General features: G+C 46.4%; 11 protein-coding genes. 6 read left to right on the top strand and 5 right to left on the bottom strand.

Features of this window, described 5'->3' with window-relative positions:
* Positions 1-82: 82 nt before the first annotated feature.
* The 4 genes from HFV01_RS25575 (at position 83) to HFV01_RS25560 (ending at position 11,401) form a co-directional block, all read left to right on the top strand.
* Positions 83-2,644: a PPC domain-containing protein gene (locus HFV01_RS25575; RefSeq protein ID WP_193520502.1), complete on the top strand. Its 2,562-nt coding sequence runs from the start codon at positions 83-85 to the stop codon at positions 2,642-2,644.
* A 209-nt stretch (positions 2,645-2,853) separates the two neighbouring features.
* On the top strand, positions 2,854-6,702 hold the full coding sequence (locus HFV01_RS25570; protein ID WP_318285954.1) for a pre-peptidase C-terminal domain-containing protein: 3,849 nt from the start codon (positions 2,854-2,856) through the stop codon (positions 6,700-6,702).
* A 593-nt stretch (positions 6,703-7,295) separates the two neighbouring features.
* On the top strand, positions 7,296-10,571 hold the full coding sequence (locus HFV01_RS25565) for an EAL domain-containing protein (RefSeq protein WP_193520501.1): 3,276 nt from the start codon (positions 7,296-7,298) through the stop codon (positions 10,569-10,571).
* A gap of 107 nt (positions 10,572-10,678) precedes the next feature.
* Positions 10,679-11,401: a DUF433 domain-containing protein gene (locus tag HFV01_RS25560; protein WP_006622065.1), complete on the top strand. Its 723-nt coding sequence runs from the start codon at positions 10,679-10,681 to the stop codon at positions 11,399-11,401.
* Between the two features lie 22 nt (positions 11,402-11,423).
* Here the strand turns inward: HFV01_RS25560 and glmS are convergent, their stop codons facing one another.
* The 4 genes from glmS to HFV01_RS25540 form a co-directional block, all read right to left on the bottom strand.
* Positions 11,424-13,355 (bottom strand): glutamine--fructose-6-phosphate transaminase (isomerizing), encoded by a 1,932-nt coding sequence (gene glmS / locus HFV01_RS25555; protein ID WP_006622064.1) that lies wholly within the window; start codon positions 13,353-13,355, stop codon positions 11,424-11,426.
* An 832-nt stretch (positions 13,356-14,187) separates the two neighbouring features.
* Positions 14,188-14,751 (bottom strand): REP-associated tyrosine transposase, encoded by a 564-nt coding sequence (locus HFV01_RS25550; protein ID WP_006622061.1) that lies wholly within the window; start codon positions 14,749-14,751, stop codon positions 14,188-14,190.
* Positions 14,752-15,277: 526 nt separating this feature from the next.
* The gene (psaC, locus tag HFV01_RS25545) at positions 15,278-15,523 is read right to left on the bottom strand and encodes a photosystem I iron-sulfur center protein PsaC (RefSeq protein ID WP_006616272.1); all 246 of its coding nucleotides are present in this window, start codon (positions 15,521-15,523) and stop codon (positions 15,278-15,280) included.
* Positions 15,524-15,791: 268 nt separating this feature from the next.
* Positions 15,792-16,703, bottom strand: a complete 912-nt coding sequence (locus tag HFV01_RS25540; protein WP_006668666.1) for a CoB--CoM heterodisulfide reductase iron-sulfur subunit B family protein — start codon at positions 16,701-16,703, stop codon at positions 15,792-15,794.
* Between the two features lie 210 nt (positions 16,704-16,913).
* On the opposite strand from HFV01_RS25540, the gene acpP reads away from it, so the two are divergent.
* Both acpP and fabF read left to right on the top strand, forming a co-directional pair.
* Positions 16,914-17,162: an acyl carrier protein gene (acpP, locus tag HFV01_RS25535; protein ID WP_193520500.1), complete on the top strand. Its 249-nt coding sequence runs from the start codon at positions 16,914-16,916 to the stop codon at positions 17,160-17,162.
* Between the two features lie 54 nt (positions 17,163-17,216).
* Positions 17,217-18,473 carry a beta-ketoacyl-ACP synthase II gene (gene fabF / locus HFV01_RS25530; RefSeq protein ID WP_006622056.1) on the top strand — a complete coding sequence of 419 codons (1,257 nt, stop codon included), beginning with the start codon at positions 17,217-17,219 and terminating at the stop codon, positions 18,471-18,473.
* 88 nt (positions 18,474-18,561) lie between these two features.
* Here fabF and murI read toward each other — a convergent pair whose 3' ends face one another.
* Positions 18,562-19,416: a glutamate racemase gene (gene murI / locus HFV01_RS25525; RefSeq protein WP_006622054.1), complete on the bottom strand. Its 855-nt coding sequence runs from the start codon at positions 19,414-19,416 to the stop codon at positions 18,562-18,564.
* Positions 19,417-19,457 lie beyond the last annotated feature (41 nt).

Genomic DNA, 19,457 nt, shown 5'->3' with positions numbered 1-19,457 from the left:
TTGTGCCGCCCAGTCTGGCCCCCAAGCGCAGTGGAGCCACGGGGGGTTTATTGTCAACATTAGGGAGAATTCAGAAAATATTATGGCTTACGACACGATAGAAGATGCCCTAAATAAAGGTGTCATAACTGAACAAATTGAGATTCGCGATCGCATTGGCTTTAGACAGGATGGCCAGCGAGAACTCAACGACTTCTACAAATTTACCATCCGTGAGGAAAGCGAGTTTAACCTCACCCTGGATGATTTAAATGCTAATGCTAACGTCCAACTGTTAGATAGCGACGGTTCGGTGATGTTCCAGTCTAACAACCCGGGTAGGCGAGCAGAAAACATTAACGCCAACTTAGAGCCCGGTGATTATTATGTCCGAGTTATGGCGGTAGGGCCAGCCCAAACGGAATATTCGTTAAGCCTAAGTGCAGAACCGAGAACCGTAGTAGATCCAGGTCAAAACCTGGGAGTTCTTAACAGTCTGTCAGAACCAGTAGTAATAAACGATCGCATTGGTTTTACTGAAGGTCGTGTACGGAACGTTGAAGATTTTTTCAGCTTTAGCTTAGATAAGGATAGCGATGTCAGCATCAACCTAGACCAACTGAGACAGAATGCCGACATTCAAATCTTAGATGAAGATAGGGAAACGATTCTCTTTCAATCGATGAATCCTGGGCGACAGGAAGACAGCATTAATGGTATTTTTAAAGCCGGCGATTATGTGGTGCGGGTATTTCCTCGTGGAGCTGCCAGAACTCCGTATCGGCTAGAGTTGACTGCCAACGAAGTGCTGCCACCGGAAGAATTACCAGGTACTCGAGTTGGGGATTTAGTCGGCAAAGTTCAACCGTTTGTCACTGCTGATCGTATCGGTTTTGGCACAGGAAGTCAGCGCAACCAAAGGGACTTCTACACCTTTAACCTGAGCGAGGATGCTTCATTTTATGCTCAAATGGATCAGCTCAACCGGGGAGCCAATCTGCTTTTACACGAGTATGATCCCAGTAGACCAAAACAACTAGGCTCTCTGTTGGAAAGGGTTACAGCTCCGGCTAATCGACCCAGAACCATCAGCAATTTCCTAGAGGTAGGAGATTATGCCTTAGTGGTAGGGGCTCAAGGTACTAACAGAACCGACTACCGATTGGAACTAGATGCTCAGACAAATCAAAGCGACTATCCTACTTTAGCAACTGCCAAAGACTTAGGGGAGTTGGGAGTCAGACCGATTAATGAGAAAAACAATGTAGGCTTATTAATAGGCGATCGCTTCCGAGACCAAGAGGACTGGTTCAAATTCAGCCTCAGTGCTGAGAAAAACGTGGATTTGGTCGTTGACGAACTGCGAGTTAATGTGGCAAATGTCGAGATTTACGACAGCAACGGTGAACGTATTCATCAGTCAGAAAGGGATGGTAGGAACGCCAGAAAAATTAACGACATCTTCGACCCGGGAGATTATTATGTCAGAGTATTTGCCACTGGTAGTGGTAATACTGACTATCGGCTGAGTCTCAGCGCGGGGGAAACTATTTCCCCGGTGGATATCATAGACATAAATGCTTTGGGTGCGCCCTACAGCAATTTTGACAATGTGGGTCAGACAGGGAGCGGAGTTCGCAACGAGTTAGATGTTTATAACTTTACCCTGAATGAGTCCAGGGATATTAACGTCACCCTAGACCAATTCAATCAAAACATCAACCTAGAACTATATCAAGGCTTTTTCGACCCTGACTCCAGAAGAGGCCGACCCATTGCAGTTTCTGAGGAGCGCGGACGTACACCAGAAAACATCGCCGAAGTCCTAGAGTCTGGTGATTACCACCTGCGAGTGGTACCGGTAGGTAATGCCGAGACTCGGTATCGACTGGCAATAAATTCTGAAGTTGTAGGTGGTGGTGTAGAAATCACAGAAGTCGGTTCTTTAAATAGCCTGAGAAATGGGGAGTTCAAAATCTCAGATAGCATCGGCTTTACTGACGGGGGTGTTCGTAACAACAGCGACGAATACAACTTTAGCTTAGATGTTGATAGTCGGTTTACCCTCACCCTAGACGAACTGAGGATGAATGCTAATGTTATTGTGTTTGACAGCAGCGGTAGGCCGGTTATGACTGGTTTCAACCCAGACCGTGAGTCGGAATTTCTCAGCGGGGAATTGGAAGCTGGGGACTACAAAGTGCAAGTCTTCCCAGCAGGTGCAGCGCAAACCAACTATTTCCTGAAAATGAATGCCGTACCTACAGAGCCGAAACCGGAAGAAAGACCGACCGTCGATCCAATTACCGGAGAAGACCCCGACGGCACTCTGGAAACTGCCACAGACTTGGGTAGCTTGAATAGTGATTTCCGAACTCCCAGAGACCGAATTGGCTTTATGGAAGACGGAGTTCGCGACGTTAACGACTACTACAGATTTACCCTCAACGAGCCCCAAAGTCTTACTATTATGCTGGACGGCATGAGGCAAAATGCCGATTTAGAGCTATTGAATAGTAGTGGCGGGATGATTGATAGTTCTAATCAACGTGGCAATAACACAGACATAATCACCCAAAATTTAGATGCGGGAGATTATTACTTGCGGGTTTATCCGGTAGGCATGGCTCAAACCCCTTATAATCTGGAATTTATGTTCAGATGAGACGGTGAATCAGACATATACAAACCTCCATAAAACCCCAAAAACCGCAGTTTTTCCCGTGGGTTTTATAGGAGGTAGGATGGCAGATAACAGCGAAAAACCTTGTATGCTCACAACTTATTAGCTAAGGACAGAAAACCATGAGCGGGAAAAGCACAATCACCAATACAGTACGTGGCGAGGGAGCGTTAAATCCAGGCGTAGTAGATGTGAATATTGTACCTGGAGATAACATCAGTTTTGACATTACGGCAACAGTACCCAGTGACAGTGCCGAAACCACAGCAATAGATTTAGTTTTCCTAACGGATCTTTCGGGTTCATTTTGGGATGACCTGCCGGTTATGCAGCGTTTAGCTCCCCGAATAGTTAAAGAGGTGCAAGACATCCAACCAGACACTAAATTTGGTTTGGCTTCCTTCATCGACAAACCCATTTGGCCTTTTGGTGGTAGCACTGATTATGTATACGAAACCCACCTGCCGCTAACGGACTCTTTGCCTGATTTCCAGGACGCACTAGGTCGCCTGGAAATTGGCTTTGGCGGGGACGCTCCAGAAGCTCAACTTGAGGGGTTGATGCATGTGGCTCTCCGGGAAGAAGAGGTTGGCTACCGCAATAATTCTCGGCGGATTGTGGTTCTTTCTACAGATGCTCGCTATCATGAGGCAGGAGCGGGAGGAGCGGCAGGCATAACCACTGCCAATAATGGCGATACAGTTCTTGATGGTAGACCAGCAGGTACGGGAGAAGACTATCCCAGCGTTGCTCAAGTCAGGAATGCTTTGGAAGAGACGGGAGTGATTCCTATTTTCGCGGTCACCAGGGATGTTGTACCGGTATATAGAGAACTGGTTGATCAATTGGGATTTGGTACGGTAGAAACTTTAAGGTCCGATAGCTCCAACCTAGTCAACGTAGTTACCAGTGGCTTAGAGACCATATTAAGCGACTTGACAATGGTAGCCAGGAGTGATGAGTATGGCTATGTTCAAAGCATCAACCCGGTGCAACATAAGGGTGTTAAAGACGGGGAAAGTCGCACCTTCACAGTAGAACTCGGTACTGAAAATCCCCACGCCAAAGACGATACACTTTCGTTGGAAGTGTTGGGTTTAGGCGAGACCACAGTTAATGTCACCCTAGGTTCCGTAATAGGACCTGATGTAATTAATATTGGCGACCTCAACGGACGACCTAGGCCATACAGCAACAACGACAGAATCGGCGATCGTGAAGATGGTGTGTGGAACTCGCAAGATTTTTATAAGTTCAGCATCAGCAACGATAGCGAGGTTAACCTGACTCTTGACCAACTCCAAGCCAATGCTGACGTTGAGATTTTGGACGGGGATGGTAGCACGGTAATATTCCGCTCTACTGAACCCGGTCGTCGCCCGGAAGAGATTACCGAAAACTTAGGTGCAGGGGAATACTATATCCGAGTTTTTCCCAATAGCAGGAGCGATCGCACTTCCTATCGCTTGTGGGTAAGTGCAGAAGCCTTAGACATAATCGGAGAAGGCAAAGACAGGATCGCCACAGCGGAAAACCTAGGTAATATCGGACCAGAAGAAGTCAGCGCAGTTGACCGAATTGGCTTTGGTCGGGGCATAAGCCGAGACACACAAGACTTCTTCAAGTTTAGTATCACCGAAAATAGCGAATTATCGCTGACTCTGGACGGACTTCGGGCTAATGCTAACGTCCAACTCCTAGGCGCAGATGGCGAAACTATTATCGATCAGTCCACTAACCCAGGTCGCCAAGCTGAACAAATTAGCACGGATTTAGAACCTGGTGATTATTATGTGCGGGTGTTCCCGGTAGGTAACGCCAGGACGGACTATCGCCTGGGTATGAGTGCTAACCCTATCACCATCGAAGACGACGACAGCAAACCTGGTATCACTTTGGGGCCAGTTACTGAAGCTAACCCTGTTAGTCAGACTGGAGATGTTGGTTTCGTTACAGGTCGGCGACGGGACACTCAGGACTGGTACAATTTCACCTTGCCAGTAAACAGCGATGTTAACTTGACCCTAGACCGACTGAGAGCGAACCTTGATGTAGAGATTCTAGATGAAGGCGGCGAGCGAGTAGCGCGGGGTACAAACCCAGGTCGCCAAGCTGAAAAAATTGAACTGGAAGGACTCGAAGCGGGAACCTACTATGTAAAAGTTACCCCCGTGGGCAACGTCCGGAGTAACTACCGGTTGGGTATCACGGCAGCTACTGTTTTCATTCCTGACCATGCCACTCCCGAAAAGGCTCTCAATTTCGGTAAGGTTGAACCAGGGGTCGATAACATCCCTTCCATTCGGAACAGTGTAGGTTTCACTCAGGGCCGTTCTGGTCGGGACGAACGAGACTGGGTACGCTTTGAACTAACTAAAGATGGTTCTGTTGATATCAACTTGACTAACTTGCGTCAGGATATCAATATGCGTTTGTACGACGGTGATGGTAAAACGATTCTGCAAACAGCAGAGGAAAGGGGTCGTGCTAACGAAAATATTACCGATTTCTTAGATGCTGGTGTTTACTATGTGGAAGTATTCCCCAATGGCAATGCTCGCAGCGAATACCGACTAAGTATCAATACTGGTAGCAGCGACGCGCTTCAGGAGTTCGATGTGGGGAACCTGCTTTCCCTAGAAGGGGGTTACACCAACAGCGATCGCATTGGTTTTGCTGAAAGCGGTATTCGTAACACCACCGATCGCTATGAGTTCACTCTTGCGAGTGAAGCTGAAGTTGATATTTCCCTAACCGGACTGCGAGGAAATGCCGACATTCAGCTAAAAGAGACCAACGGTAGTTTGTTGTTTGACTCAACCCGTCCCGGCAACGAAGCAGAACAGATTAGCCAAGAACTCAAAGCCGGAACCTATTATCTGGATGTGGTTCCCGTGGGTAATGCCAGAACCAACTATACCCTGGATATTACGGCGATGACCGACTCGGTAGACCCAGATGGTGGTCCTGTACCAGGTTCTTCTTTCTTCAATGATTTGGGAGTGCTAACAGGAGATTACAGTAATAGTGATAGGGTAGGTTTCGGCACAGGTAGCAGTCGCGACCAGGTAGACTACTATGGCTTCCGGCTCAACGAAGCCAAATCCCTGGCGATCGCTCTAGAAGGCCTGAGCGCTAATATCAATCTGGAATTACTAGATAATTCTGGTAGCCTGATATTTGAATCTCGCAACCCAGGAACAGCGGACGAAAAAATTGAACAAGAGTTAGACCCCGGCACTTATTATGTAGCCGTTCGGCCCCAAGGTAGCGCCCGTAGTCCCTACACCCTGAAGATTGCCGATTTGGGGGTAGCCGTAGATCCTGATGGCCAAGCCCCCGGAAACGTTAACAATATCGGTTTGCTGACGGACTACAGGGACACAGACCGGATCGGTTTCCCAGAAAACGGTTATCGGGATGTTAACGACTATCGCCAGTTCACCCTTAATGAACGCAGTAGCGTTGATATTAACCTGACGGGCTTGAGGGCTAACGCCGACCTGGAGTTAATAGGTAGCGACGGTCGTGATCTCCTTCAACGTTCTGCCAGACCGGGAAATAACGATGAAAACATCAAAACAATCTTAGATCCGGGCAACTATTTTGTGCGGGTCTTCCCCAGGGGGGCAGCAAGAACTCCCTACGAAATCAATATGGCTGCGAGTCCGATTACAGGTTCACTTGACGACACGCCACCGGGACAACCTCTGGACCCACTCACCGAAGGCGGTTCGATCAGCCAACGCGGTCTGATTGGCTATACCGAAGGTGGCAGGGTTGACACTGACGACTATTACAATTTCACTTTAGAGTCACCTGGTTTTGTCACTGTGGGTCTCGACGGTCTCCGGGCTAATGCTAACCTGGAATTATTCGAGTTACTCAATAATGACCGTACAAGGCTCCTTGGTAGTTCGAGAAATCCTGGCAGCCAAGATGAGGAGATTCGAGAATTCTTAGAACCTGGTACTTATGTAGCCCGGGTATTTAGTCAGGGTAATCAAACTCCTTACAACCTGAGTGTTTCTATGATGTAGAATAGGACGATTACTTCGCCCTCTCATCAAGGGGCGGGTTGACTCATGTTCTCCCCTGTAATTAACAGGAACCCGCCCTAACCTCACCAAACCATGAATAATTCATCATACTGGGGGCGCAAAATTTTGCGCCCCCACTGCTGGCTGGGCGCGGGTTTACCATGACTAGGACCAGGCTATCACGGACCCTACCAACTCTACGGACTCTACCGACGGGGGAGCGATCGCCTTTACCGGATATATGAATAAATATTAAGCATCGTTAAATTTTTATTAAATTTTTGCGGTAGCCAAAGCATCAATTAGCCTTTAGACAGTCGATTTCCAGGAAATTATAACTGTTATCAAAATAGGATAAGATGGATCTGAATACTATGTCAGGTCTACTGATTTTGGGGCAATATCTGGCCATCCGACCAGATAGGTATTTTCTGTGAGTAGATAGGGATCACCGATTATTCAAGCCAAACTTAGGGAAATCAGTATTACTGCTAGGGGTTAATAAGTAGATATCGGGAGGTATATCATAATGATAAATTGTCGATTTTATGCAGGATTGAAGATGACATAAAATTAGCTATAATTATGAAGTTATGAAAATATCAATTCCGCAGCCTAGACGTTATGCGATCGCTTCACTACCATTGGGGGTGAGTTTAGTAGAACCCCTACACCAACTGATTGTTAACCATCAAGAATGGATGGTAATGCAGTTACTACAGTGTTTCGGTCAGACTACCCAACCTTCCATTATAACTCACTTACGGTCAGTGCAGGGTTTAACTTCCCGCATTTCCCTGCTATTAATTGAGATGACTGCAGATCTCACCCCAGGATATCTAGTTTCTGACATGGAGGAACATTTACAGACGCTGGGGGGAATAAGTGCGATCGCTATTTCGGCGGAAACCCAGACCGATATCTCCGCTGCGGAAATGGTGGAAACTCTCCAACAATATAGACAATGCTATTTAAATCTGATTAAGTTAGGAGAATTTAGCAGTGAACAGGAACACCTATTCTCCCAAGTAGTCGGGGATTTCTTTACGGCTATTGAGAGGCAATTTTTTGCGGAAGAAAAACAGCGTCAATATCAGACGATTATTGACCAATATCTTGATGAGCATATCGATGATAGTATTAATCATATTAAAGCCAGCCCAATGGAGATGATTTTAAATGCCATTAATCTCCCCATATTCATAGTTAATCAAGAACATAAAATTATTTTCGCGAATAGGAAAGCCCATGAAACCTTAGTGGTCAATTCTCAAATTCCCCCGGAACTTGAAACCTGGCTAAGAGAGCGATCGCCCCAAATTGCCGACACTAATATCTCAGAAATAGTCGCAGAAATTCCGATTACAAAAGATAATATAACCGAATGGTTTTGCCTGAGACTCTACCCAATTGATAGTCAAGATGGGTCGGATTTCAGAGCGATCGCCATCTGTGAAGATATCACCGATTCCAAGCTGAAATCGCAACACCAGCAGCTACAGCAGCACCTAGCCCAAGTGCAAGCCCTGACCAAAACGGGGAGTTGGTGTTTAAATATGAACACCGGAGAAATGATTGTATCAGAGCAATTATATCATATTTTAGGATTAACTCCCCAGCCGACATCCATAAATTTTGAGCAATTGTTGAATCAGATCCATGTCGAGGATCTATATGGTTGGGTGCAAAACTATACGACATCGTTATTTATGAAACAAAATTACAGCCTGAACTATCGAATTATACAACCGGATAGTTCTGTTCACTGGGTCAGCCAAGAATCGACCCCAGTAAGCGATCGCCATGGTCAAGTCACCCATATAATCAGCACCATAAAAGCGATCGAGAATCAGGAAATCATTAACTCTTCCATCACAGCCGAAGCCGCGTTAAGGGAAAGCGAAGCACGTCTGAGAACCATTATCAGCACCAGTACCAACGGTTTAGTAGTAGTCAACCGTGAAGGACGCGCCCTATTCATTAACCCCGCCGCCGAGGCTTTATTCGGTCGCCCAGCCAGCCAACTGGAAGGGGAACTGATAGGTATTCCCCTAGTCACCAAAGAATCAACCGAATTAGAAATTTTGAGACAGGATGGACAGCTAAAAATCGTCCGTATGCGAGTAGTAGAAATTTCTTGGGAACAGGAAACAGCCTATCTAGCATCCTTAACAGATATTACCGACTTCAAAAAAACCGAAGATCAGCTGAAAATGTTTTCCCGCGCTTGCGATCAAAGTCCGGTCTCTATTGTGATTACCGACTCCGAGGGAGATATTCAGTATGTGAACCCGAAATTTGAAGAAATCACCGGATATAAAGCAGGAGAGGTAATCGGTCAAAATCCTCGCATCCTGAAATCTGGCTACACCACAGAACCGGAATATGATGTGTTATGGAGACAGATTACATCAGGGAAACAGTGGTCTGGGGAGTTTCACAATAAGAAAAAAAACGGAGAACTCTTCTGGGAACACGCTTCTATATGTCCGATGCGAGATGAAGAAGGTTATATTACCCACTTTATCGCAGTTAAAGAAGATATTACTCAACAGAAACATAACGAGGAAATTTTAGCCCATCAAGCCAACTATGACGCTCTGACCGACCTACCGAACCGAACTTTAATTTTTGATAGACTACGACAAGCAATTACCGAGGCTCAAGTTCATCATAGTAACGTCGCGGTGATGTTTATTGACCTAGACCACTTTAAAAATATTAACGATACCCTAGGTCATGAATTAGGAGATTTTTTGTTAAAAGAAGCCGGGATGAGATTAAGAGGATGTATCCGCAAAACTGATACAGTAGGGCGACTTGGTGGTGATGAGTTTTTATTGATTATCCCCAAGTTAGATGACTTAGTACAGGCTGAATATATTGCTAATCAGGTCTTAGATGTATTGGGTGAACCCTTTAATCTGTGCGGTGAAGAAGCATTTATATCAGCCAGTATTGGTATTGCTAGTTATCCCCAAGATGGCAAGAATGTCAGTACATTGGTGAGAAATGCAGATACGGCTATGTATGCAGCGAAGCAGGAAGGCCGTAATGTTTTCGCATTTTTTACTCAAAATATGAATGATGAGGCTCAAAGTCGGATTATCATTGAAAATCAGCTTCGTCATGCCATAAGCAGAAATGAACTATCTGTGGTGTATCAGCCTTTTATTCATCTGAATACCTCTCAAATTGTTGGGGCTGAGGCTTTGATGCGTTGGTATAATCCCGAACTAGGAAATATTAGACCTGACCAGTTTATTGCTATTGCTGAAGAAAGTCGGTTAATTGTAGATTTGGGAGAGTGGATTTTATCACAAGCCTGTCAAGAGGTGGCTAATTGGCATCAACAGGGAAACAATGGGTTATGGGTGGCGGTGAATATGTCTCCCCGTCAGTTACGGACCCCTAACCTGGTTAATGTGATTATAGAGGCGATCGCTAATAATGGTCTGAGTAGTGATTGCTTAGAGTTAGAAATAACCGAACGTTCCCTGGTGGAAGAAGTTCCGGGAGTGCAAAGTTTAATTAAACAACTGAATCACCTCAAAATCCGTTTGGCGATCGATGATTTTGGCACAGGTTATTCCTCCCTTAGTTATCTAAAGCGATTTCCTTTTAGTGTCTTGAAAATTGATAAATCATTTATTTCGGATCTTCCCGATGATCAAGATGCGATCGCTCTAGTCAAAACCATGATTACTATGGCTCATGGGTTAGGCTTAGTCGTGGTAGCAGAAGGCATTGAAACCACCGCCCAACTCGACTTTCTCTGTAATCAAGGATGTGATTACGGTCAGGGATATCTATTTAGTAAACCTCTACCACCCGCCCAATTTAGGGCTTATCTGCAACAGAAAAGTTAACCCCAACCGGTTACACTCCCCTACCTCACCTATTCGCTATAATCTCAAAATATCGTGATTCTAACCAAGCCTACTATTTTTGCTAATCCGCAATATACCCACAACCGATGGTTAAAACATCATCCCTGCTAACTCAACAAAATCTCTATCATGTTCCTATTTACACGATAGCCGATACTGCCCGCTATCTTCATATCCCCCTACCTACCCTCAAAACATGGGTAAATGGACGCAGCTACCCCACCCAAAAAGGAGATCAAGACTTCTTACCCCTCATCCAACGCCCTCAACCGAATATTCCCCAACTCTCCTTTACCAACCTAGTTGAAGCTCACGTCCTCAGAGTCATTCGCACCGTTCATAACGTCCCCCTTCGTCAAGTTAGACTCGCCCTCGACTACATAAGCGAACAATTTAAAACAGAACATCCCCTTGTTCAAAAACAATTTAGCACCGATGGGGTTGACATTTTTATCGAACAATTTGAACGGCTAATTAATGCCTCCCGTTCAGGACAATTAGCCATGAAACAGGTCTTAAATAATCTGTTAACTCGCATAGAATGGGATGAACAAGACATCGCCTCCAGACTCTTCCCTATCATCAACGATCATAGCCACAACTTCCGGGATAAAGTCTTAATCATAGATCCTAATATTTCCTTTGGTAAACCTACCATCACCGGAACAGGCATTCCCACCAAAATTGTCACTCAACTGTTTGATGCCGGGGACTCTATCGAGGATATTGCTGATGATTATAACTGCCAACCCTGGCAAATTCAACAAGCCATTTTATTTGAATCTAACTCACAGGCTGCTATCGGTTAATTTTACCATAAATCGTTATCTATTATTCCACTGTCACCGACTTAGCGAGGTTGCGAGGTTGGTCTACATCTAAGCCCCGTCGTGCCGCTATGTGGTAAGCTAACAATTGCAGGGGAATAACTGTGAGAATGGGTGATAATAACTCATCCACTTCCGGGACTGATAATAAATCATCAAAAATCTCGGCTGACTCGCCGCTGGTTTTGGGTGTCACTCCAATTAATCTAGCATCCCTCGCTTTAGCTTCCTGAGCATTAGAAATCACCTTTTCATAAACCATACCAGGCATTGCGATCGCCACTACCGGAACCTTATCATCCAACAGGGCGATCGGACCGTGTTTCATCTCTCCCGCCGGATATCCTTCCGCGTGAATGTAGCTAATTTCCTTGAGTTTTAAAGCACCCTCCAAAGCGATGGGAAAATTAATTCCCCGACCCAAGAAAATAAAATCCTGAGTATCACTAAAATCATGGGAAAGTTCCCCAATATCCTGTTCATGACTGCTCAGAATCAACTCAATTTGAGAAGGAATTTGTCGCAAACCCTTAATAATTTCCTCAAGGCGAGATACCGATATAGTCTGCCGTCGCCAAGCCAAATCCAAAGCCAACAAATAAAAGGCTATCAATTGAGCCAAAAAAGTCTTAGTAGCCGCCACCCCAATTTCAATACCCGCCCTAGTATCAATCAAATGTGGAACCATTTGCCCCAAAGAACTTTCCGGGCGATTAGTAATCCCTAATAAACGGGGAGCAAACGCCGCCCCAGCATTAATTCTGCGTTGCTGTTCCATAGCCAACGCCGCCAAAGTATCAGCAGTTTCTCCCGACTGAGTAACCCCAATAGTCATCGTATTAGGTCGCAGTGGAATCGGGGAATAACGAGCCTCCGAAGCATATTGAACTGTTGTTGGTAAATCCGCCAACTGTTCTAATAGATATTTCCCCACCAAACTGGCGTGCCAACTGGTACCACAAGCCAATATTTGCACCTGTTCCACACCCTCACATAAAGCATTAGGGAGGTTCAAATTAATCGGAGATAAACTCTTATTAACAGTCGCAGATTTGGAAGTTTTGCTAGTTTCTGGAACCTGCCAATCATCATGAATATAGGCATTGAGACAGTCTCGCACGACCCCTGGTTGTTCGTGAATTTCTTTGAGCATAAAATGCTTAAAGACTTGCTTTTCTACCAGAGTCGGACTCCAGTTGAGAATACGGGGCTTTTTATTAAGACGTTCCCCGTCAAAACTGTAAATCTCAACCCCCAAAGGAGTCAACCGAGCCATTTCGCCGTTATCTAAACTGACAACAGCTTGGGTATAGGGAACTAAAGCGGGAGTATCAGAAGCGCAGAAAAATTCCCCTTGTCCTAAGCCAATAGAAAGGGGTGCTTGTTGGCGGGCAACAATTAACTCATTGGGATAGTCTGCACATAAAACAGCGATCGCAAAAGCCCCATCCAAACGCTTAACCGCGAGACGCACCGCCTCAAAAAAAACCGAAGGGGAACCCGGTTCCGGCTTAGATAGATGTGATAAAAACTCAGAAATCAGATGAGGAATTACCTCCGTATCGGTATCAGATTTAAACTCATATCCCTTTCCCTTCAACTCTTCCCGCAGTTCCCGATAATTTTCAATAATGCCATTTTGAACCACCGCCACCCGTCCATAGGGGTCCAATTGTGGGTGAGCGTTATATTCTTCTGGTTTCCCATGGGTAGCCCAGCGGGTGTGACCAATACCAATTTGGGCTGGCATTTCCACCTGGCTTAACTTATCGCGTAGATTATAGAGTTTACCCTTAGCCCGAAGATAATTAATTTGACCTTCCCAGACCGTAGCGAGTCCAGCCGAGTCATAACCCCGATACTCCAGTTTTTCCAGCCCAGACATGAGAACGTCTGTAGCGATTTGAGTGCCGATATAACCAACAATTCCACACATTAGTATTGGTAACTCCTCAAACTTAGATCATTGGGGTTCTGCGCGATTATACCATAATTGTAGTTGTAGGTTGGGTGAAGCGCAGCGAAACCCAACTTTACCCGATGTCGTGTTGCACCCAACCTACTCTCTGTTGGGTTGCACCCAACCTACCCCATGTTGGGTTGCACTACTCTCTGTTGGGTTGCACCCAACCTACCCTCTGTTGGGTTGCACCCAACCTACCCCATGTTGGGTTGCACCCAACCTACCCTCTGTTGGGTTGCACTACTCTCTGTTGGGTTCACACAACCTACTCCTGTTGGGTTCACACAACCTACTCCTGTTGGGTTCACACAACCTACTCCTGTTGGGTTCACACAACCTACCCTCTGTTGGGTTGCACCCAACCTACTCCTGTTGGGTTCACACAACCTACCCTCTGTTGGGTTGCACCCAACCTACTCCTGTTGGGTTCACACAACCTACCCATGTTGGGTTGCACCCAACCTACTCCTGTTGGGTTCACACAACCTACTCCTGTTGGGTTGCACCCAACCTACTCCTGTTGGGTTGCACCCAACCTACTCCTGTTGGGTTCACACAACCTACTCCTGTTGGGTTGCACCCAACCTACTCCTGTTGGGTTGCACACAACCTACCCTCTGTTGGGTTGCACCCAACCTACTCCTGTTGGGTTGCACACAACCTACCCCTGTTGGGTTGCACACAACCTACCCCTGTTGGGTTCACACAACCTACCCCTGTTAGGTTGCACACAACCTACTCTCTGTTGGGTTGCACACAACCTACCCTCTGTTGGGTGTGGTACATAATACCAATTTATTAAAATTTATTCCCGTCCCACATTCGCATCAAATACAATCTCCGTTTCTGCACCCCAATTAATATCGTAAATACCCTGACGAACATACCTTAAAAAACTTGAATACTGCCAATCCTTTGGGGCTTTGACTAAACCATGCTTAACCGGGTTATAATGAATGTATTCAACATGATTAATAAAATCGGTTTCATCCACAATGCAATGTTCCCAAAAACGACGTTGCCAAATCGCTTTCTCCTGTTTCTGTTGTTTAGATGCCGAAATTTGACCGTGATATTGTCGATCGCATTTTTGGGTAAAATAGTTTTTCACCAAACGCCACCGATTAGAAAAATCGCGATCGCCTTCTGGTAAAGTCCATACGCAGTGTATATGGTTCGGTAAGATAACGCAGGCATTTATATCGAAAGGATATTCCGCCATCACTTCTCGGACAGCCTGCCTTAATAATAAGATATTTTCGGGAAAGCACAAAAACTCTCGTCTCCTGTCTGTTACCACAGTGAAAAAGTATGTGCCACCTTCTATTTTAGCTCTTCGATATTTCATAATTTTAGTGGGTGCGTGCATGGGTTACAGCCTGTTCAGAAATCATCTGATAACCTCTCAAAGTCCCTCTCCCTCTCTGGGATCCAGATTTAGGGTGAGGGCAATGTATTAAGCTACTGGTGAACAAGCTGTAACTGACGGCTTGGGTTCGACTCTCCTTCCACACAAATACAAACCCTATTTGTTGGGTTACGCTGCCCTTCACCTAACCTACTCTACTACACAGAGGGGCTTTGTTGGGCCCGGCTGCGCTTCACCCAACCTACTCCTTTGTTGGGTTGCACCCAACCTACAACTTCACCCAACCTACTCCTTTGTTGGGTTGCACCCAACCTACAGCTTCACCCAACCTACTCCTTTGTTGGGTTGCACCCAACCTACAGCTTCACCCAACCTACTCCTTTGTTGGGTTGCACCCAACCTACAGGGGGACGGAGACAAAAAAAAGAGGGAACAGAGCCCTCTGTGAGTCATCAAATAAATCCGTGAAACTGTGCGGAGGCAGTTTAACCCTAAAAAGATTTGGGTAACTGCCATCAGATCCACTTTAGTAAGCCAGACCCATACTGCGGGTGGTTTCAGCACCCAGGTAAACCCGAACACTGAGGAAGTCAGTAGGACAAGCAGTCTCACACCGCTTACAACCGATGCAGTCTTCGGTACGGGGAGAGGAAGCAATCTGACCAGCTTTACAGCCGTCCCAGGGAACCATCTCTAGGACATCCAGGGGACAAGCACGAACGCACTGGGTGCAACCAATACAGGTATCGTAAATTTTGACGGAATGAGACATTGAATTAAGTTCTCCCAAAGATATCAGGTTTTGACCGTATCTACATACACATGCAGATTAAACGGTTTGCTCAAAGCAGGATTATCGTATATCTTCGATCACTTTAGCTTAGTGTTTGCCTTTCAGGATACACAAGGCGACAAAACTTTAAACTCTGTAATATTTTGCGGACCTAACAGGGAACTGCCAACTTGCTGAATTTCTCCCTAACACGGGAAAAACTACCCCTCACCCACACCTAGTTAGGGGGAGGCAGAATTCTCAATTGTCAATTGTTCATGATCTTCTCTAATACGGGGGTGGTGGAGACAATGTGGTTGTCTAAACCGAGGGCTTGGGGGCTGATACCTAGCGCGATCGCAATGATTTGGGGAAGGTGAAGGACGGGTAAATTGAACGATCGCCCCAGAAATTTCGAGATTTCTGGTTGGCGGGAGTCTAGGTTAAGATGACACAGAGGACAGGGGGTGACCATACAATCAGCCCCAGCGGCGATCGCCTCTTCGATATGATTACCCGCCATTTGGAAAGATTCATTGGTAGCATAACTAGAAATCGGCCAACCGCAGCACTGAGTCCGTCCCCGATAATAAACGGGTGTAGCCCCCAGCGCCCGGAACACATTTTCCATAGACTCGGGTTGATGAGGGTCATCATAGATTAACTGATGTTGGGCGCGCAGGAGATAGCAGCCATAGAAAGCCGCACATTTCAAACCGGATAACTTCCTAGTCACCCGGCGCTCAATTTCCGCTAAACCATAATCAGCCACCAAAGCCCATAATAAGTGTTTAACCTCGGTTGCGCCCTTGTAGGGGGTGCAGCTTTCCTTTTGCAGAAGTTGGTTAACCTTTTCCAGATAAGCCGGATCACTATTCTGATAGTCTTTCAGGCGTTCATCAACCCGACCAATCACGCCCTGACAGGTGCTACAGTGAGTGAGTAGGGGTAAGTTCAACTCCTCGGCTAGGGCAAGATTTCGGGCGTTGACAGTATCTTCGAGGAGTTGAGAATCTTCTTTAAAAGTACCCGAACCGCAACAGGAGGCTTTTTTTAACTCGACTAACTCAATTCCCAGAGTTTCGGTCAGCACTTGGGTTGACTGATAAAGTTCCCGACAAGCACCTTGAGCGACACAACCGGGAAAATAGGCATATCTGAGTTTGACAGAAGATGACATAGCAATATTTTTATGAATTGACTGTGGGGGGGGGAAGCACCCATTGTTAATATATCATCTACCCTAGGGAGCGATCGCAGACCTAAAGAAACCATAAAGGTTGCCTCCGCCCCAGGAGCAGAATCTACCAGAAAAGTAGAAAATGATGATCGCGGGGATTACGCTTTCCGATAATATGGAATACGCGGCATCCTATAGAGGAAAAATTCCATGAGTTCAGATACATTTGAAACAGTTAAGAAAATTGTCGCCGAGCAACTAGAAGTTGATCCGGCACAGGTAACACCAGAAGCGAATTTTGTCAATGACTTGGGCGCAGACTCGTTAGATACAGTAGAACTGGTTATGGCATTGGAAGAGGAATTCGATATCGAGATCCCTGACGAAGCAGCCGAAAAAATTACCACAGTCCAAGGCGCGGTGAGTTTTATTGATGCTAAGGTAACAGCCTCCGCCTAGGGAGGATTTGCCTGTGTTCTGCATTCTGGGTGGTTAACTTCTGATAGAAAAGTCATGACTGATATGAACCGCAAGCGCGTTGTTGTTACAGGTCTCGGGGCAATTACTCCCATAGGTAATACGATTACTGAGTATTGGGAGGGGTTGTTAACTGGGCGTAATGGAATCGGCCCTATCACTTTATTCGATGCTTCACGCCATGATTGTCGCATTGCTGGAGAGGTGAAGGGATTTGATCCCTGTGACTACATTTCGCGCAAAGAAGCCAAACGCATGGATCGGTTTGCTCAATTTGCAGTGGCGGCGAGTAAACAGGCGATCGCTGATGCGGAATTAGTAATTGATGACCTGAATGCAGACCAGGTGGGAATCATGATTGGTACAGGCATTGGGGGACTCAAAGTTCTCGAGGATCAGCAGGAAGTTTATTTAACTCGTGGCCCAGACCGATGCAGCCCGTTTATGATTCCCATGATGATCGCTAACATGGCGGCTGGACTCACTGCTATACATACGGGAGCTAAAGGACCTAATAGCTGCCCGGTAACAGCCTGTGCAGCCGGGTCTAATGCGGTGGGAGATGCTTTTAGACTAATTCAACGAGGATACGCTCAGGCGATGATCTGTGGCGGTACAGAAGCGGCTGTCACTCCCCTGTCGGTGGCGGGGTTTGCGGCAGCACGAGCCTTGTCTACTCGCAATGATGACCCTCTCCATGCCTGTCGTCCTTTTGATGTGGGACGAGATGGTTTTGTTATGGGTGAAGGTACCGGAATACTGGTTTTGGAAGAGCTGGAATATGCCCTGAGTCGCGGCGCTCGCATTTATGGCGAAATTGTCGGCTATGGTATGACTTGCGACGCTTATCATATGACTTCCCCGGTTCCGGGTGGTATCGGCGCGGCTAAGGCGATCGCTTTGGCGATGAAAGATGGGGGATTAACTCCTGACCAAATTAGCTATATTAACGCTCATGGAACCAGCACCCCCGCTAATGATCCGACGGAAACAGCAGCCATTAAAACGGCTCTGGGTGAACACGCCCATAAAGTGGCGGTGAGTTCCACTAAATCTATGACGGGACACCTGTTAGGAGGTTCTGGGGGTATTGAAGCAGTGGCGGCGGTATTGGCGATCGCCTATGACCAAATTCCCCCCACCATTAACCTGGAAAATCCCGATCCTGAATGTGATTTAGATTATGTTCCTAACCACAGCCGCAGCCAAACTGTCGAGGTGGCTTTATCTAACTCCTTCGGTTTTGGGGGTCATAACATCACCTTAGCATTCCGCAAGTTTAAGGACAGTTAGAACAGGCTACAACCCCCAAAGAAACCCGGTTTCTCTCAGTCAATTTTCTGGTCACCACCAGATTTGTCTGAGCCACCGGGTTTCTCAACTAAATTATCCCATCCCCCACAGAAATGGCTGTTTCCACCCCCGCAGAGGTAAGGGTTGGTAAGGTAATCGACTCGACCGCAGGTGTATATCCTAGCCATTGTACCGACAGATTAGCAAACTGCTCCGCGCAGCCACTTACACAAAAACGGGTCGGTCGCGGTAGGTCGCTATGGCGTAATCCCAGTAATTCTAACTCCTGGACGACTGCTTCGACTAAATGCACTGCTGGATCAACTAATTTTACCGAAGCTGGTAATAGCGATCGCAACACCGGAGCTAAGTGGGGATAGTGGGTGCAACCATAGATTAGGGTATCAATACGCTGCTGTATTAAAGGGGCTAGATATTCTCGCGCCACCTCTAATGTACAAGGGTCATGGATGCGATTTTGTTCAATCAGCGGAACAAAAGCCGGACAACCAACCTGCCAAACTTGCACAGCCGGGTTGATTTCTTGAATCGCCTGACGATAGGCATTGCTCGCCGCCGTCGCTGGGGTCGCAATTACCCCGATCCGCTCACCCTGACTGATAGCTGCCCTGGATCCGGGTAAAATTAAGCCTAAAATTGGTATATCAAACTCAGACCTAACGACTTCTAAAGCCAAGGCGGAACTGGTGTTACAAGCCATCAGCACCATTTTAACATCCTGAGCGACTGCCCAAGTAATAATTTCGCGGACAAATTGCACAATCTCTTCAGGCGATCGTGTCCCGTAAGGTAATCGTGCCGTATCCGCAAAATACAAAATCGATTCATTGGGAAGTTGCCGATACAATTCCCTTAAAACCGTTAAACCCCCCACACCACTATCAAAAATGGCGATTTTCTGTCCTCGTTTATCCCTTGTCATCGGTTGCCTGGCACTTGTTATTATGTTTGATAGGCTAGATG

The sequence above is a fragment of the Limnospira fusiformis SAG 85.79 genome (assembly GCF_012516315.1).
Lineage (GTDB): Bacteria > Cyanobacteriota > Cyanobacteriia > Cyanobacteriales > Microcoleaceae > Limnospira > Limnospira fusiformis.
The sequence above is the reverse complement of the archived record's forward strand: the minus strand, read 5'-3'. Positions and strand labels throughout refer to the sequence as shown.

Coding starts and splice junctions, on each gene's coding strand:
- murI (WP_006622054.1), bottom strand. CDS start 19,416: ATGACAAGGGATAAACGAGGACAGAAAATCGCCATTTTTGATAGTGGT.
- HFV01_RS25560 (WP_006622065.1), top strand. CDS start 10,679: ATGGTTAAAACATCATCCCTGCTAACTCAACAAAATCTCTATCATGTT.
- HFV01_RS25540 (WP_006668666.1), bottom strand. CDS start 16,703: ATGTCATCTTCTGTCAAACTCAGATATGCCTATTTTCCCGGTTGTGTC.
- fabF (WP_006622056.1), top strand. CDS start 17,217: ATGACTGATATGAACCGCAAGCGCGTTGTTGTTACAGGTCTCGGGGCA.
- psaC (WP_006616272.1), bottom strand. CDS start 15,523: ATGTCTCATTCCGTCAAAATTTACGATACCTGTATTGGTTGCACCCAG.
- acpP (WP_193520500.1), top strand. CDS start 16,914: ATGAGTTCAGATACATTTGAAACAGTTAAGAAAATTGTCGCCGAGCAA.
- HFV01_RS25565 (WP_193520501.1), top strand. CDS start 7,296: ATGAAAATATCAATTCCGCAGCCTAGACGTTATGCGATCGCTTCACTA.
- HFV01_RS25550 (WP_006622061.1), bottom strand. CDS start 14,751: ATGCACGCACCCACTAAAATTATGAAATATCGAAGAGCTAAAATAGAA.
- glmS (WP_006622064.1), bottom strand. CDS start 13,355: ATGTGTGGAATTGTTGGTTATATCGGCACTCAAATCGCTACAGACGTT.
- HFV01_RS25575 (WP_193520502.1), top strand. CDS start 83: ATGGCTTACGACACGATAGAAGATGCCCTAAATAAAGGTGTCATAACT.